At 68.6% G+C, this 15851-nt stretch carries 18 protein-coding genes; 7 read left to right on the forward strand and 11 right to left on the reverse strand.

Going from position 1 to position 15851, the window contains the following annotated elements:
- The first annotated feature begins 19 nt into the window (after positions 1–19).
- Both coaA and K8P63_RS13970 read left to right on the forward strand, forming a co-directional pair.
- The gene (gene coaA, locus K8P63_RS13965; protein ID WP_223796630.1) at positions 20–1243 is read left to right on the forward strand and encodes a type I pantothenate kinase; all 1224 of its coding nucleotides are present in this window, start codon (positions 20–22) and stop codon (positions 1241–1243) included.
- A gap of 171 nt (positions 1244–1414) precedes the next feature.
- Complete coding sequence (locus tag K8P63_RS13970) at positions 1415–2023, forward strand: Pr6Pr family membrane protein (RefSeq protein ID WP_223796631.1); 609 nt, start codon at positions 1415–1417, stop codon at positions 2021–2023.
- Here the strand turns inward: K8P63_RS13970 and K8P63_RS13975 are convergent.
- The 4 genes from K8P63_RS13975 to K8P63_RS13990 all read right to left on the reverse strand — a co-directional run bounded on the left by K8P63_RS13975 (position 2020) and on the right by K8P63_RS13990 (position 5277).
- Entirely contained in the window at positions 2020–3354 is a 1335-nt protein-coding gene (locus tag K8P63_RS13975) for an ATP-binding protein (RefSeq protein ID WP_223796632.1), read from the reverse strand. The two genes, K8P63_RS13970 and K8P63_RS13975, sit on opposite strands and share 4 nt — an antisense overlap.
- Positions 3351–4052, reverse strand: coding sequence for a response regulator (locus tag K8P63_RS13980; RefSeq protein ID WP_223796633.1), 702 nt, complete (start codon positions 4050–4052; stop codon positions 3351–3353). The genes K8P63_RS13975 and K8P63_RS13980 overlap by 4 nt, the downstream gene beginning before the upstream one ends.
- Positions 4049–4765 carry an EF-hand domain-containing protein gene (locus K8P63_RS13985; protein ID WP_223796634.1) on the reverse strand — a complete coding sequence of 239 codons (717 nt, stop codon included), beginning with the start codon at positions 4763–4765 and terminating at the stop codon, positions 4049–4051. Before K8P63_RS13985 ends, K8P63_RS13980 begins: the two co-directional genes overlap by 4 nt.
- A gap of 77 nt (positions 4766–4842) precedes the next feature.
- On the reverse strand, positions 4843–5277 hold the full coding sequence (locus tag K8P63_RS13990) for a DUF1465 family protein (RefSeq protein ID WP_223796635.1): 435 nt from the start codon (positions 5275–5277) through the stop codon (positions 4843–4845).
- Between the two features lie 218 nt (positions 5278–5495).
- Here K8P63_RS13990 and K8P63_RS13995 point away from each other — a divergent pair, with 218 nt between their 5' ends.
- Positions 5496–5966: an Hsp20 family protein gene (locus tag K8P63_RS13995; protein ID WP_223796636.1), complete on the forward strand. Its 471-nt coding sequence runs from the start codon at positions 5496–5498 to the stop codon at positions 5964–5966.
- A 63-nt stretch (positions 5967–6029) separates the two neighbouring features.
- On the opposite strand, the gene K8P63_RS14000 is transcribed toward K8P63_RS13995, so the two are convergent.
- Positions 6030–6227, reverse strand: a complete 198-nt coding sequence (locus tag K8P63_RS14000) for a YdcH family protein (protein WP_223796637.1) — start codon at positions 6225–6227, stop codon at positions 6030–6032.
- 180 nt (positions 6228–6407) lie between these two features.
- On the opposite strand from K8P63_RS14000, the gene K8P63_RS14005 reads away from it, so the two are divergent.
- Positions 6408–6566: a YdcH family protein gene (locus K8P63_RS14005; protein WP_223796638.1), complete on the forward strand. Its 159-nt coding sequence runs from the start codon at positions 6408–6410 to the stop codon at positions 6564–6566.
- A 39-nt stretch (positions 6567–6605) separates the two neighbouring features.
- Here K8P63_RS14005 and K8P63_RS14010 read toward each other — a convergent pair whose 3' ends face one another.
- On the reverse strand, positions 6606–7436 hold the full coding sequence (locus K8P63_RS14010) for an ABC transporter permease (protein ID WP_223796639.1): 831 nt from the start codon (positions 7434–7436) through the stop codon (positions 6606–6608).
- 64 nt (positions 7437–7500) lie between these two features.
- On the opposite strand from K8P63_RS14010, the gene K8P63_RS14015 reads away from it, so the two are divergent.
- Entirely contained in the window at positions 7501–8181 is a 681-nt protein-coding gene (locus K8P63_RS14015) for a GcrA family cell cycle regulator (RefSeq protein WP_223796640.1), read from the forward strand.
- A 9-nt stretch (positions 8182–8190) separates the two neighbouring features.
- Here the strand turns inward: K8P63_RS14015 and K8P63_RS14020 are convergent, their stop codons facing one another.
- The 3 genes from K8P63_RS14020 to K8P63_RS14030 form a co-directional block, all read right to left on the reverse strand.
- Positions 8191–8952, reverse strand: coding sequence for a tetratricopeptide repeat protein (locus tag K8P63_RS14020; protein WP_223796641.1), 762 nt, complete (start codon positions 8950–8952; stop codon positions 8191–8193).
- Between the two features lie 93 nt (positions 8953–9045).
- Positions 9046–10278 (reverse strand): NAD(P)/FAD-dependent oxidoreductase, encoded by a 1233-nt coding sequence (locus K8P63_RS14025; protein ID WP_223796642.1) that lies wholly within the window; start codon positions 10276–10278, stop codon positions 9046–9048.
- Positions 10279–10283: 5 nt separating this feature from the next.
- The gene (locus tag K8P63_RS14030; RefSeq protein WP_223796643.1) at positions 10284–11297 is read right to left on the reverse strand and encodes a Gfo/Idh/MocA family protein; all 1014 of its coding nucleotides are present in this window, start codon (positions 11295–11297) and stop codon (positions 10284–10286) included.
- A 156-nt stretch (positions 11298–11453) separates the two neighbouring features.
- Here K8P63_RS14030 and K8P63_RS14035 point away from each other — a divergent pair, with 156 nt between their 5' ends.
- Together K8P63_RS14035 and K8P63_RS14040 are read left to right on the forward strand one after the other, a co-directional pair.
- Positions 11454–12845, forward strand: coding sequence for a peptide MFS transporter (locus tag K8P63_RS14035; protein WP_223796644.1), 1392 nt, complete (start codon positions 11454–11456; stop codon positions 12843–12845).
- A 10-nt stretch (positions 12846–12855) separates the two neighbouring features.
- A complete protein-coding gene (locus tag K8P63_RS14040; protein WP_223796645.1) occupies positions 12856–14328 on the forward strand; it encodes an amidohydrolase family protein in 1473 nt (490 codons plus the stop codon).
- Here the strand turns inward: K8P63_RS14040 and K8P63_RS14045 are convergent.
- Both K8P63_RS14045 and K8P63_RS14050 read right to left on the reverse strand, forming a co-directional pair.
- Positions 14313–15398 (reverse strand): MBL fold metallo-hydrolase, encoded by a 1086-nt coding sequence (locus tag K8P63_RS14045; RefSeq protein ID WP_223796646.1) that lies wholly within the window; start codon positions 15396–15398, stop codon positions 14313–14315. The two genes, K8P63_RS14040 and K8P63_RS14045, sit on opposite strands and share 16 nt — an antisense overlap.
- A 47-nt stretch (positions 15399–15445) precedes the next feature.
- Positions 15446–15844: a VOC family protein gene (locus K8P63_RS14050; protein ID WP_223796647.1), complete on the reverse strand. Its 399-nt coding sequence runs from the start codon at positions 15842–15844 to the stop codon at positions 15446–15448.
- Positions 15845–15851 lie beyond the last annotated feature (7 nt).

The following is a 15851-nucleotide window of genomic DNA, read 5'->3' on the forward strand; positions in this document are numbered from 1 at the left end:
AGCGGAAGCAGAAACCCAGATGGCGAAACCAGACAGCCGCAGCCGCATCGATCGCGCCGCCCCCGCCTCCGTGGTGGCGGGCAAGTTCGGTGGCCTGTCGCGCCTGTCGGCGGCGATCGGAAAATCACCGTCCACGGTCCATCGCTGGCTGGTCAAAGGCCATATCGACGGCAATTATCATGCCGAGATCCTCGCGGCGGCGCAGGTGCCCGGCAACCTCGTCGCCGGCGCAGTGCTGGCCCCGCTCGATTTCGTCGATACGCGGCAGGCGGACGCGCCCGCGGCATCCGCCTCCCTGTCAGAGACGGTCGGCGACGTGGAGGTGAGCCACACCCATTTCACCCGCCGCGCGTGGGCGCAGCTCCGCTCGGCAGTGCCGATGACGCTCGATGAAGCCGCGCTGGCGCAATTGCGCGGCACGAACGAACCGACCTCGCTGATCGAGGTCGAGGAAATCTACCTGCCGCTGACCCGGCTCATCAACCTGCACGTGCGCGCGGCGCAGGGCCTCGCGCGCGTTACCGACGATTTCGTCGGCCGCGTGCCGATCAAGCGCCCCTATGTGGTCGCGATCGCGGGCTCGGTCGCGGTCGGCAAGAGCACCACCGCCCGCCTGCTGCGCGCATTGCTGTCGCGCTGGCCCGATCACCCCCATGTCGAGCTGGTCACCACCGACGGCTTCCTCCACCCCAACAAGGTGCTGGAGGAGCGCGGCCTGATGGAGCGCAAGGGTTTCCCCGAAAGCTACGACGTGCGCCGCATGATCCGCTTCCTGGCGGACATCCGCTCGACCGGGCGCGCCGAGGCGCCGGTCTATTCGCACCACATCTACGACATCGTGCCGGGTACGGTGACGATCGACCGGCCCGACATCCTGATCTTCGAGGGCCTCAACGTGCTCCAGATCGGTGCCGGACCCGACGCCCCGCGCGCCGCCTTCACCGCGAGCGATTTCTTCGATCTCGGAATCTATATCGACGCCGCGCCCGACGACGTGGCGAGCTGGTTCGAGCAGCGCTTCCGGCTGCTGCGCGAGACCGCATTCACCGATCCGCACGCTTTCTTCCACCCGCTGGCGATGATGCCGGAAGAGGAAGCGCTCGGCATCGCGCGACGCATCTGGCGCGAGGTCAACCAGGTCAATCTGATCGAGAACATCCTGCCCACCCGCCCGCGCGCCGACGTGATCGTCCGCAAGGGGCCGGAGCATCGCATCGACAATCTCTGGCTGCGCAAGCTGTAGGGTGGGCGGGCCGATGGCGACACGGCACGCATCCCGTGCCTTCCCTGTCACCCCGGACGTGTTCCGGGGTCCACTTGGAGGGGTGCTCCGCGGCCCAAAGCGGAGCGCTTTGCGCGCGGATGGGTGGACCCCGGAACACGTCCGGGGTGACGACATCCTGCAAAAACACCGATGAACGATCTCCGCTGGCGGGTTTGGGCGGCGGTAATCGCCGCGTGCGCGTGGACGGGCATGACCATCCAGTTCTTCAGCGTCTGGGGCCGCGTCGGCAGCGCGACGCTGGCGTTGTGGCGCATGTCGATCTTCTTCACGATCATCTCCAACCTGACGGTCGGCATCGTCTTCGGCCTGATCGCGCTCGGCATGGTGCGGCTGCGCCATCCGCTGCTGATCGGCGGCCTCGCCTTGACGATGGCGTTGGTCGGCGCGGTGTTCGAGCTGATGCTGCGCGGCGTGCTGCACCTCACCGGCTGGCGGATCGTGAGCAACTCGCTGCTGCACGATGCGGTACCCCTCCTGACGTGCGCCGTGTGGGTCATGCTGGCGGAGAAAGGGCGGCTGCGCGCGCGCGATCCGTGGATCATCGCGATCTTCCCGATTCTCTATCTGGTCTATGCGCTGGTGCGCGGCGCCATCGGCGGCATTTATCCCTACCCGTTCCTCGACGGGCCGAAGATCGGGTGGGAGAAAGTGTCGCTCACGGTGCTGGCGATCTCGGTTGCCTTCCTGGTCTGCGGCCATCTGATGGTGATGCTCGACCGCCGGCTCGCCCGCGCTTAGGCGCGCGGGAGCCGCACCAGCGCCTCCAGCCCGCCGCCGGGGCGATTGGCGAGCGTGACGCTGCCGCCATGCTCCTTGGCGATCGTCCGGGCGATCGTCAGGCCGAGGCCGATGCCGCCGGTATCGCGGTTGCGCGACGGGTCGCCGCGCACGAACGGCTGGAACACGCGTTCGAGCAGATCGGGCGCCAGGCCCGGCCCGCGATCGGCGATCCGCAGGGTCACGGTCGTCGCATCCGCGATCAGCGAGGCGTCGACCGCGCCGCCATAGGCCAGGCCATTGTCGATCAGATTCTGGATGAGCCGTTCGAGCGACAGCGGATCGCCGAGGACCGTCGCGGCGTCGATCTCGCCCGGCGTCACCGCACGACCGAGATCGCGATCCTGCTCGACGATCGCCGTGACCAGCCCGGCCAGATCGACGGGCACGAGCGACCCGCGCTCCTGCGTGCTGCGCACGAAGCCGATCGTGGCGGAGATCATCGCCTGCATCTGCGCGACATCGGCCAGAACCTTTTCGCGTGTCGGCTCGGGTGCGCCCTCGACGCGAAAGGCGATGCGCGCGAGCGGCGTGCGCAGATCGTGCGCGATCGCGCCGATCATCGCGGTGCGTTCGCTGACATGTTCGGCCAGCCGCTCCTGCATGCGGTTGAGCGCGCGCGCGGCGACGCGCAGCTCGGCCGCGCCCCATTCCGCGACGGCGGGCGCCTGCGCATCGGCGCCGACCCGGTCGGCCGCCTCGGCGAAGCGGCCGATCTGGCGGCTGATGGCGCGGGCGAACAGCCACGCGATCGGCACCAGCGCCAGCGCGCCGATCGCGAACCACGCGATCATGCGTCGCTGCCACGGCGACAGGAACGGCCGCGGCGCGGTGTCGATGATGCGCCAGCCCTGCGGCGTCAGCAGCCCCGCGCGCACCCGGCCGAAGAAGATCGGTTCGTGCCGGCGCGGCCAGCTCGGGCTGCTGCGCCGGCGGAACATGAAGCCCGGCTTGGCATCGGGCTCGAAATAGAAACGGACGGCGGTATCGGGCGCCTTCAGTCGCTCGGCCAGTTCGTGCGTCACCACCGGCTCGGCCAGCAGCCCGCGCGGTCGTTCCGGTGCGCCGGGCTGAAGATGCTCCAGCAACGCGGCCTCGCGCCCCTCCATATCCACCGCCTGCCCGCGCAGCACCGCCGCGACGTCGCTCAGTCGGGCGAAGTCGGGCCGCGGCGGGGGCACCAGGAACAGGATGCCGAGGCCGACCGCCTGCGTGACGAGGAGGCTCGCCAGCAGCACCGCGAGCGTCTGCCACAGCACCGGCAGCCCGCCGAGCCGCCAGCGAAAGCTCATCCCTCGACCTTCAGCGTGAACATATAGCCTTCGTTGCGCACGGTGCGGATCGGGTCCTCCGGCACCAGTTTCTTGCGCAGGCGGCTGATCGTCACGTCGATCGCCCGATCGAACACGTCGCTGCCGAGGCCGCGCGCATGCTCGATCAACTGGTCGCGCGTCAGCACGCGCTGCGGGCGATCGAGGAAGGCCGAGAGCGTCCGAAACTCGGCGTCGGTCAGCGCCACCGGCGGCACGCCCGCCCGCGACAGCTGGCGCTGGACGATATCGAGCGTCCAGCCGCCGAAGCGGCGCACCTTGCCGTGTGGCACGCTGCCGCCCTCGGCGCTGCGCCGTCGCATCACGGCACGGATCCGCGCCAGCAACTCGCGCGGATTGCACGGCTTGGGCAGATAATCGTCCGCGCCGACCTCAAGGCCGATGATGCGATCGGTATCCTCGCCCATCGCCGACAGCATGATGATCGCAGGTGCATCGGCGCCGCGCAGGCGGCGGACGATCGACAGCCCGTCCTCGCCCGGCATCATCTGGTCGAGCACGAGCAGGTCGTAATGCTTCTCGCCCAACGCGCGGTCCATCTCGGTGCCGTTGGCGGCGGCGTCGACGTCGAAGCCGCTCGCGCGCAGGAAATCGGTGACGAGGGTGCGCAGTTCGGCATCGTCGTCGACCACCAGCAGCTTGGTATCGGCATCACTCATCGCGGATTGTCCTGTTCGTCCGGTCTACGGTCTTTGCGGGGTTTCGGGCGGGGGCGGCAAGGCCCCTCGATCGCGATCTGCGCCGGCGTGCGCGGCAGCTCCGCGAGCCGCAGCACGCCGGCCTGCTTCGCATCAAGCGTGTCGAAGCGCCGGCCGGCGGCCGTCATGAACTCCTGCTCGCTCACGACGCGGTCGATGTCGAGATCGGCAGCGGCGACCGGCTCGGGGATGTTGAGCCACGCGAAGCGGCCCGCGCCCATCGGGCCGCCATAATCGGAGCCGCCGCCCCCGCCGAGCCCGAGCGCCTCGGCGAGCCCGCTGCGTCCGCCGCGCTGTCCCTCGCCGCCCAGCGAGCGGCCGCCATAGAGCGCGATCTCGGGCGCGACGTCGCGCTCATAGGCGATCACCTCCTCCGGCGTCAGCCGGCCGTCATGATCGGTATCGAGCGTGGCGAAGAAGCGGCGTGCATCGGCCACGAATTCGGCGCGATCGATCGCGCCGTCATGATTGGCATCGGCGCGCGCTGCCCAGATCGCCGAGGGATAGGGCTGGCCGGCGTCGGCGCGGAACAGCTCCCCCATCGGCGCCGCAAAGATCTGGCGGGCGCCGGACAGCGCACAATAAGGCGCGTCGGCGGGAATCTTGCCGGCCTTGGCCGCGATCATCATCGGCAGAACGCCTGCCAGGAGCCATGCCCGGCGCCGTTTCTTCATTCGTTCACCATCGGGCCCACATAACCCGCCTGGAATGACGAGCGATTGCAGCCCTGCAATAGCCGATTTCGCCGCCGTCAGAAGGCCCGTTCGAGCCGCTGGATCAACACGCGCGCGGGGCTGGCGGCGGCGACGGGCGCGTCGATGCCGGCGGCGATCCGCTCCACCCGTTCGTAGAGGTCGATGCCGGCGAGGATCAGCCGTCGCGGCGCGGTCGGTAATCGGCCGAGCTCCGCGGCGGAACTGGACGCGCTCATGCCCAGCCCGTCGTCCGAGACAAGCTCGCCGGCCTCGACCGCGCGGCGCGTGGCGAGCCAGGCGATGACGTGCATCAGCCGCGTCGTCGCCTTGAGCGACTCGCATGCGTAGAGCACGCGCTCGGATGGCCCCAGCGTGTCGCGATCGCGTGCGCCGGGTCCATCGAAATAGCCGCGCATCTCGTCGGCGAGCAAAAGCGCCTCGGTATAGAGCGTCTCGGCCAGCCTGCCGGACAGGTCATCCGCGCCGACCATATCTGCCGCTCCTCCATACCAAACCAAGCGATTGTCATGCCACAACCGTGCTTGCGGCGGAATGTGCAAAGAGGGTGAACGACCGGAGGCAGACTTGAAGCCGCGCGGCCGCTTTCTATCTCATTCCTGTGTCCTCGTCGCCATTCGGGGCGAAGGCGCACGGCCCGGCGGAGATCCCGCGAGCCACCATGTTTGATCGCTTTGAAAGGATTGGACCCATGCGTACATTCGATTTCGCGCCGCTGTTGCGCACCTCGATCGGCTTCGAGAACCTCAATCGCCTGGTGGATTTCGCCACCCGCGGCGAGGGCGACGCCTATCCCCCCTACAATATCGAGAAGGTCGGCGAGGACACCTACCGCATCTCGATGGCCACCGCCGGCTTCAGCCGCGACGAGCTCGAGATCACCGCGCAGGACAATGTGCTGATCGTCACGGGCCGCGCCAACGAGGGCAGCGAAGGCGAGAGCCGCCAGTTCCTGCATCGCGGCATCGCGAAGCGCGCGTTCGAGCGCCGCTTTCAGCTTGCCGACACGATCAAGGTGACCGGCGCCGCCTATGACAATGGCCTGCTCGACATCCAGCTCGTGCGCGAGATTCCGGAGCATAAGAAGCCCCGTAACATCGCGATCGGCGGCACCAGCCAGTCGCAGAGCATCGAGGCGGTCAACGACCTTCGGGCCGCATAATCGACCGATATGATGATCGCCACGCTCCTCCCGCATGTGCGGGGGGAGCCTTTGGCGTCTGGTTCAGGCGATGATGTCGGGGATCAGCTGATCCTCGAGCGCGGTGATCTGGTCCTTCAGCTTCAGCTTGCGTTTTTTCAGCCGCGCCATCTGCAGCTGGTCGGTCGTGGCGTCGAAGGCGAGCGCGTCGATCTCCGCATCCAGGTCGCGATGCTCCTGCCGAAGCTCGCCCACGCGCCGGATGATCTCCGCTTCCTCCACCGCCCACTCCCTGCCGTCGCGATCGAGCGTTAGGGCGTTGCACTCCCATGCTCAAGGTCGGCCGCAGCCAACGGCGAAATGGTGCTATTTCGGGGGAGTTCGTGACAATTGGGTGACGACAAACCGCGGCTCGCGTGTTTTATCTTTCAGTCTGCACCCCAGCAGCAAAGGAGCGAGTCGATGACGGATTCCCATTCTGCAACCCTGATGGCGAAACATGCGCGGCTGGATGCGCAGATCGCCAACGAGTCCCGAAGGGCGGCACCCGACGCCGCGCAGGTCTCGACGCTCAAGAAGCAGAAACTGAGGATCAAGGAAACGCTCGCGCGCTTGCTGTGAACGATCGGTGGGCCGTCTCGACGGGCGGCCCGCTTTCGATCAGTTGCGCAACTTCCATCCCGTCCGCAGCGCCACGTAACAGGCGCTTCCCAGCACGACGTTGATCGCCAGCAGCAGCAGCGCGCCGACCACCACGTTGGAATCGCTCACGCCGAGGAAGCCGTAGCGGAAGCCCGAGATCACGTAGAAGAACGGATTGAAGTGGCTGATCGCGCGGAACACGCCGTGCAGCCGATCGACCGAGTAGAAGGTGCCCGACAGCAGCGACAGCGGCTGCACCACGAAATTGGTGACTGCGGCATTGTGGTCGAACTTCTCCGCCCAGATCGAGGCGAGCACCCCTACGAACGCCATCAGCGCCGCCCCCATCAGGCCGAACCAGACGACCGCCCACGGCACGCGCGGCAGATGGGTGACGCCGGGCCACAGCAACATCGCCGCCCATACCGCGAAGCCCACCAGCACCGCCCGCGTCATCGCCGCGCCCGCCAGCGCCGCCAGCAACTCGCCCGCCGACAGCGGCGGCATGAGATAATCGACGATCGTGCCCTGGATCTTGCCGACCAGCAGCGAGAAGCTGGCATTGGCGAACGCGCTCTGCATCATGCCGGTGGCGACGATCAGGCCCGGCGCGACGAAGTCGGCGAACGACGTGCCCATCACCTGGCGGTCGCCACCGCCCAGCGCCACCGAGAAGATGACCAGATACAGCAGGGTCGTGATCGCCGGTGCCCAGATCGTCTGCAGATGCACCTTGAAGAAACGACGCACCTCCTTGATATAGAGTGCGCGCAAGCCCTCCCAGTTGATCATTGCGATCACCGGCACGCCGGGGGCAGGGCGAATATTTTCGATCGAGGCGTCGCTCATGCCCCCCGGTTAGTCGCCGGGGTCATCAGCGGCAAGCCTCCGACTGCTTAGGGAATGTGGCCGAATGGCATGGACGGACGAGCGGATCGAGCAGCTGCGGCAGATGTGGCAGGCGGGCATGACCGCCAGCCAGATCGCAGAGGCACTGGGCGGCGTCAGCCGTAACGCCGTGATCGGCAAGGCGCATCGGCTCGGGCTGCAGGCGCGCCCCTCGCCGGTGAAGCCGGGCGAGACCGCGGCCGCCGAGAGCGACGAGCCGGCGATCGAGACGCCGTCGGCGCCGGTCGCTGCCGAGGCTGCCCCGGTCGCGCCGACGCCGGTCGCCCCGGCACCTTCGCCTGCGCCCGCCCCGGTCGCAGCGCGTCCGGCCGAGCCGGCATCGCCGCCCGCGCCGCCGGTGCCGGATGCCCCCGCGGTGCGCTCGATCGGGCCCGGCGGCTTCCAGCGGCAGAACCCGCACGAGCAGCAGCCGCCGATCCCGCCCGCGCCGCCACGCCGGCTGGTGCCCGCCAAGCCGTCGAGCGACATCGCCGGCAAGACGAGCCTGCTCGACCTAAACGACCGCATCTGCAAGTGGCCGCTCGGGCATCCGGGCGAGCCGGACTTCCACTTCTGCGGCAACCCGATCAACCAGGGTTTCCCCTATTGCCTGCAGCATTGCTCGGTCGCCTATCAGGCGCAGCTGCCGCGCCGCGATCGCCGGCCGCCGCCGCCGCTGCCTTATGGCGCGCCGCGCGTCCGCTGATCGGACGACCTAATGCGTGGCTGACACCGGCTTGATCCGGTCCAGCCAAGCATCGGGCACCGGCTGGCCGCGCCGTTGGGCGATGGCGACCGCCTCGACGAGCATGCCGCGCGCGTCGTCGCGACGACCGGCACCTTCCATCAACGCGGCAGCATTGGCGCGCGCGGTGGTGTCGTCGGGATCGAGTTTCGCCAGCGCGACGTAGCGATTGAGCGCCTCGGTCGTGTCGCCCGCCGAATAGGCCATGCTCGCCAGCGCCCGCGTCGCCGGCACCAGCGCGGTCGGTGCCATATGGCCGCTGTCGACCAGATAGGTAAGCGCCTGCCGCTTGGCCGGCTTGTCGCCGACCTCGTCGGTCACGCGATAGAGCTCGCTTTCGATCACGAACTTGTCCTCGTCGGTGAGACCGGGACGACCGAGCGCCGCGGTCAGCACCGATTTGGCCGTCGCGGGATCAGCCTTAAGCGCGATCAGCAAAGTGCACGCGACCGGCGCCGACACGACCGCATCCTTGACCCGGCAACCCTTGCTGCGCGTCGTCACCGTGCGCCCGAGCGCATCGAATGTCATATCGGTCGCACCGCCGAGCGCGGCGAGCCCCGTGTTACTCGCCACGCCCTCGCTGCTGTATAGCGGTTTGCGGGCGATGCGCGAGCCGACGACGACCTGCTTCTCCTGCGCGTCGTCCGACTGCTGCCCCTTGACGACGATGTCCTTGCTCTTCTGCGGCGCGATATCCTGCGCGCCGGCGGCGGTCGCCGCAGTCAGCATCGATGCGATCACTATCCGGCGCATTCCCATCCCTCCCATGGCGAAGCGGCGCGAGAATGACATTACGCGACGGCGCCGTCGAGAGGGCGTGCTTCAGCCCGCGGCGAGCGCCTTCAGCGATATTGCGGGATCGGCGAGCAGCGCCGCATCGACGCGTACGCCGTTCGTGACCAGCGCGCGACCCTGCGCATAATCGCGCACCATGTTGACGCAATCGAGCGCGATCACGCGGCCCCCGCGGAGATAGACCAGGCTGAAAGCGCGCGTCGCCGGATCGCCGCGCACCACCACCGCATCGTGGCCGCGCGACAGGCCGACCGTCTGCAGACGCAGATCGTACTGGTTCGACCAGAACCACGGCACCGCTGCGTAAAGATCGTCATTGCCCATGATCGCCCGCGCGACGATCGCCGCCTGATCGTGCGCGTTCTGCACCGATTCCAGCCGGATCCAGTCGCCCTCGGCGAAGCCGTTGCGATGCTCCGCGCAGTCGCCGAGCGCGAAGATGTCGGGCAGGCTGGTGCGACATTGGCCGTCGACGCGCACGCCATTGCCGCCCTCCGCGCCCGCATCCAGCAACGGCTGTACCGCCGGCACGATGCCGATGCCGACGATCACCATCTGCGCGGGCAATATCGAGCCGTCGGCCAACTCGACGCCGGTCGCGCGGCCGTCGCCTTCGGTGATGCAGATCACCTGCGCGCCCAGCCGCATCTCGACGCCGTGCGCGCGATGTTCGGCCTCGAAGAAGCGCGACAGCGGCGCACCGGCGACGCGCGCCAGCACGCGATCCAGCGCCTCGACCACCGTCACCTGCTTGCCGAACTTGGCGAGCGCCGCCGCCGCCTCCAGCCCGATATAGCCGCCGCCGATCACCACCGCCTCGCGCACGTCGGCAAGCTCGTCGCGCATGCGATCGGTATCGGCGCGGCTACGCACGGTGTGCACGCCGACGAGATCGTGGCCCGAGCAGGTGAGCCGCCGCGGGCTGCCCCCGGTCGCCCAGACCAGCCGGCCATAAGAGAGCATCGCGCCGTGGTCGGTCGTCACGCGGTGCGCGGCGGCATCGACCTGCATCACGCGCCGGCCGAGCAGCAGCGCCACGTCGCGCTCCGCCCATGCCGCGGCGGTGCGGAAGATCATCCGCTCCCACGGCCGGTCACCCGCCAGATATTCCTTGGAGAGCGGCGGCCGGTCGTAGGGCAGCTCGGGCTCCTCGCCGACGATGGCGATGCTGCCGGCGAACTTCTGCTGGCGCAGCGCGAGCGCGGTCTGCGCGCCGCCATGGCCGCCGCCGACGATCAGCACATCATAATGCGCCGTCATGCTCGTCACGGCGTGACCGGCCGCCCCTCGCGCGCGCTCAGCGTGATCGCGTCGAGGATGCGCATCACCTCGATCGATTCCGCCTCGCCGATGCCATTCCATGCCTCCGTGCCGGTGCGCACCAGATCGGCGAAGGAGTCGGCCTCGGCGCGGAAGCCGTTGAGCGGCGCGAAATCGATCCGCTCGTCCTTCGGCTCCCACCCGCCGCGGCTGACCTGCAGCAGCCCCGGCTTCTCGGCGGTGAGATGGTTGGGGAAGTCGGTCGTCACCACACCGCCCTCGCACGCGACGATCGCGCGGCGGTGGAGGCCGGTGCCGAACGCGCAGCTGATCTGGGCGAGCAGCCCGTCCGCGAAATCGAGACTGGCGGTGGTCGTCAGGTCGACGCCGCGCTCCGACAGGACCGCCGAGGCGGTGACGCGCACCGGCATCGCCCCGGCCAGCATCCGCACGAGGCTGACCGCATAGGTGCCGGCGTCGAGCATCGCGCCGCCGCCCAGCGCCGGATCGAGCCGGATGTTGGCGGCATTGGCGACCGGGAAACCGAACGCGGCATGGATCGTGCGCGGCCGCCCGATCTCGCCCGACCCGACGATCCCCGCCAGCGCGTGCGTCAGCGGCTGAGCGCGATAGGGAAAGGCCTCGACCAGATGGCGACCGGCACGGCGCGCGGCATCGTACATCGTGCGTGCCTCGTCCGCGTCGAGCGCGATCGGCTTCTCGCACAGCACATGCTTGCCGGCTTCCAGCGCGCGGATGCTCCATTCGGCGTGCAGGCTGTTGGGCAGCGGATTGTAGATCGCCTCGATCTCGGGATCGGCGAGCAGCGCGTCGTAGCTGTCGACGACGCGGACGATGCCGTTGGCCTCGGCGAATTGCCCGGCGCGATCGCGATCGCGACTGGCGACGGCGACCAGCGACACCTTGTCCGATCCCGCCACGCCGGCGGCGAAGTGGCGGGCGATATTGGCGGTGCTGAGAATGCCGAGCCGAAGCGGCGCGGCGGCGGTGTCGGACATGAAGCCTCCCGATCGTGTGCGTCGTCTGTACCGCGCACCCGCGCGATACGCCACTTTTCACGCAACCGACACTTTACGCCATTGCAGGTAGCGGAGACCGCGCTAACCTCCGCCCATGCCAATCACTTGCTTCCCGCTCGGACGTCTTCTCTAGGCATGGCGACCGCCGCCGCCATCGCCGCCCCGCTCACCGAGCCGCCCCGCGGCCGCCAGTTCCTCGGCCATCCGTTCGGCCTCGGCGTGCTTACCCTGTCGGAGCTGTGGGAGCGCTTTTCCTATACCGGCATGCAGACGCTGCTGGTGCTCTACGCCACCCACTATCTGTTCCAGCCGGCGCATGTCGGCGCGATCTGGGGCATCGGGCCGTTCCGCGCGGTGATGGAGGGCATGTACGGGCCGCTGTCGCCGGCGGCGCTCGCCTCGGCGGTGTTCGGGCTCTATGCCGGCCTCGTCTATCTCACGCCGATCCTCGGCGGCCTGCTGGCCGACCGGCTGATCGGCAAGACGCGCGCGATCACGCTCGGCGCGCTGCTGCTCACCGCCGGCCATTTCCTGATGGGGTACGAGCAGACCTTCCTGATCGCTTTGCTCGCGCTCGTCCTCGGCGTCGGCGCGTTCAAGACCAACATCACCGGGCAGGTGGGCGATCTCTACGCGCCGAACGACCTGCGCCGCGCGCGCGGCTTCCAGATCTTCGTCATGGGCATTTCGACCGCCGCGATGCTGGCGCCGCTCGTCTGCGGCACGCTGGGCGAGAAGGTCGGCTGGGCGTGGGGCTTCGGCGTCGCCGGGGTCGGCATGGTGGTCGGCCTCGCCACCTATCTCGCCGGCCGCCGCTGGCTGCCGCCCGAGCCCGCACCGATCCACAAGGGCGGCATCGTCGAGCCGCGCCCGCCCTTGCTGCCCGGTGAGGGCAGGCGCATCGTCGTGCTGGTCGCGTTGCTGCCGGTGCTGGCGCTGGCGAGCGTCGGCAACGAACAGATGTTCAACGCCTATCTGCTGTGGGGCGAGGCCAATTACCGGCTGGTCTTCTTCGGCCGGACGATGCCGGTGACGTGGCTGATCTCGATCACCTCGGTCTTCGCGATCCTCGGCGTGGCGGGCACGATCGCCTTCTGGCGCTGGTGGGCGACGCGCTGGCGCGAGCCGGACGAGATGACCAAGCTGCTGATCGGCACCCTGATCTGCATGCTCGCCCCGCTGATCCTCGCCGCCGCCTCGCTCTATGCGGCGGGCGGGCACAAGATCAGCCTCGGCTGGGCGGTGATCTTCCATCTCGTCAACGAGGTCGGCTTCGCCAGCGTCTATCCGGTCGGCATGGCGCTCTATTCGCGCTGCGCGCCGCGCGCGATCGGCAGCACGATGGTGGCGCTCTATTACCTCCATCTGTTCGCGTCGAACATGCTGGTGGGCCGGCTGGGCGGGCTGCTGGAGACGATGTCGCCGGCCAATTTCTGGCTGATGCATGCCGGCCTGATCGCGATCGCGGCGGCGATCCTCTTGGTGTTCCGCAAGCTGGGTGGCAGGCTGCTCGCACCGATCGTCTGAGGGGGATATGATGAAGGCATTGCTCGCCGCCGGTGCGGCGCTCGCGCTGGCATGGACCGGACAGGCCGCGATCCTGCCGCCGCCGGCCACGCCCGGTACGGCGGTCGCGCCTTACGTGCAGGTTGCGGCGGGCCGCATCGCGCTCACCCATGTGCGCCTGATCGACGGCACCGGCGCGCCCGCGCTGGCGGATCGCACGATCATCCTCGACGGCGCGAAGATCGTCGCGATCCAGGCCGGCGACGCGCCGGTGCCCGCCGGTACGCGCGCGATCGACCTGACCGGCCACAGCGTGATGCCCGGCATCGTCGGCATGCACGACCACATGTATTATATCGGGCGGCCCGACCTCGACGCGCAGGGCAATAGCGAGCCGCCTTTGGTGGTGCCGCAGATGACCTTCACCTCGCCGCGCCTCTATCTGGCGGCGGGCGTGACGACGATCCGCACCACCGGCTCGGTCGAGCCCTATACCGACCTCAACCTGAAGGCGGCGATCGACGCCGGCACCCTGCCCGGCCCGCACATGGACGTGACCGGCCCCTATCTGGAGGGCGCGAACAGCCCGTTCATCCAGATGCACCCGCTGCGCGATGCCGAGGATGCGCGCCGCACCGTCGCCTTCTGGGCCGAACAGGGCGCGACCTCGTTCAAGGCCTATATGAACATCACCCGCGCCGAACTGGGCGCGGCCATCACCGAGGCGCACCGGCGCGGGCTGAAGCTGACCGGCCACCTCTGCTCGGTCACCTATCCCGAGGCGGCGGCGCTCGGCATCGACGATCTGGAGCATGGCTTCTTCGTCAACACGCAGGACGATCCCGGCAAGGTGCCCGACATCTGCCCGGCAAGCACCGGCATCCCGACGCTGGCAGCGATGACGCCCGGCAGCGCCAAGGCGAATGCGCTGATCGAGACGCTGGTGAAGCATCATGTCGCGCTCACCTCGACCTTGCCCGTGTTCGAGCAGCAGATCCCGGCGCACGCCACGCTGCAACCGCGCTTGATGGACGCGATGACGCCCGAGGCGCGCACCGCCTATCTCTATGCGCGCAACCGGCGCGCGATGACGCCGGCGGACAAGGTGGCGACCTACAATCAGGCCTTCGCCAACGATCTGGCGCTGGAAAAGCAGTTCGTGGCGGCCGGCGGCCTGCTGATCGCCGGACCTGATCCGACGGGCAATGGCGGTGTCGTGCCAGGCTATGGCGATCAGCGCGAGATCGAACTGCTGGTCGAGGCGGGCTTCGCGCCCGAGCAGGCGATCCACATCGCCACGCTCAACGGCGCCACCTATCTCGGCCTTGCCGACCGCATCGGCTCGATCGCGCCGGGCAAGAATGCCGATCTCGTCGTGGTAAAGGGCGATCCGTCGCGCAGCATCGCCGACATCGAGAATGTCGTGACGGTGTTCAAGGACGGCATCGGCTATGACAGCGCGAAGCTGATCGCCTCGATACGCGGCCGCTACGGCGAATATTGAGCGGACGTACCGAACAGGTAGCGACCTCCGACCACCGATCGGATCATCTTCTCCGGCATGGCCGCCTGAGCCGCGGCGACGAACGTCTCGCCTGAACAATGGCCGGGGACGATATAGTCCGGATCGAGCGCGCGCATCAGCGCGACCGTCTCCAGCGCCTGCTCGCGCGTTTGCGGCGCCACGAGGTGAAAGCCGCCGACGATGGCATGGATCTTGGCCACGCCCGAGACGGCCTGGGCGCGCCGGACGGTGTTGATGATGCCGCGGTGACTGCACGAGCCGATGACGACCAGCCCCCGGCCGGCGACGTCGAAGGCGGTGCCGAGCTCGTGAACGGCATCGTCCACCAGGAAATTGGCGCTCTGCTTCGACGGATCGAGCAGGCGCCGTTCGCAGCCTTGTCCGGGCAGCATTCCGGTGGGCACGCGCGGACGTTCGGACGAAACCAGCGGAATGCGGCCCGTCGTGAAACCCTGGCCGCCGATGAGGCTGGGATCGCCCGACACGATGGTGCGGATACCGGCCGCGCTCAGCGCGGCGCGATCGATTTCTCCGAAGGCAGGGCCATCGGGATCGGTGCCGCGAACGCGCGCGCAGAATGCTTCCTCACCACCGACATAGAGCGGCGTGCCGCGCCGTAGCCTGCCGGTCGACAGCAGCCCGTCCAACCCGCCGAAATGGTCGAAGTGGCCGTGGCTCAGGACCATCGCCTCCACCGACTCCGCCGCGACGCCGAGCAGGGCCATGTTGTTCAGCAGCGCATCCGACGTATAGCCGAAGTCCACCAGCGTCGTGCGCCGCGCCGCGCCGACATTGGATATGGCGAGCAGCGAATAGCCCCACTGTCCCGCAAAGGCCTTGTGATAATCGCGCGTGATTGGCGGTGGCACATATCTGAAGTCTGGCCGGTCGACGGCGGGGCTGAAGACAGCGGTCGTGCTATCGATCAGGACGGTCAGCGCGAGACCGTCGACCGTCGGCACCTGAAGAAGCGCGGGCGCTGCGGCGATCGGGCCGGCTAGAAAAGACGCCGCGCCACATGCCAGAACCGATCTGCGGCTGAAATCCACGGACGTCCCCCCTCGTTCGATGACCACGGCCGCTCCCGGCGAGCCCGCTACGCCGCCGCCCCCGGCGCGAACTGGGCCACGCTCAGGACGTTGCCGTCGGGATCCTGGAACCATGCGACCTTGGTGTCGCCGCCCGGCGGGCTCCAGATGCCCAGCACATCCTGGCCGAAGCCGTCGTAGATCGTGAAGACAACGCCCTTCGCGCGCAACTCCTCGATCGTCGCGACGATATCGCCGACCTGCCAACCGAGCACGGTGTGCGGCTGTGGCCGGAAAGCCTCGGCTTCCGACAGGCGTAGCGCCGTGCCGTTGAGATCGAACACGCAGGCGAACTGGTCCTCATGGACCGGGGGGAAGCCCAGCACGTCGGCGTAGAAGGCTTTGGCGCGCGCCCGATCGGCCGTGACGACGAAGGTCATCGCCTTAGCGTGCTGCAGTGGCGCCACGACGCTC

The sequence above is a fragment of the Sphingomonas nostoxanthinifaciens genome, assembly GCF_019930585.1.
In the GTDB taxonomy this organism is placed as follows: domain Bacteria; phylum Pseudomonadota; class Alphaproteobacteria; order Sphingomonadales; family Sphingomonadaceae; genus Sphingomonas_I; species Sphingomonas_I nostoxanthinifaciens.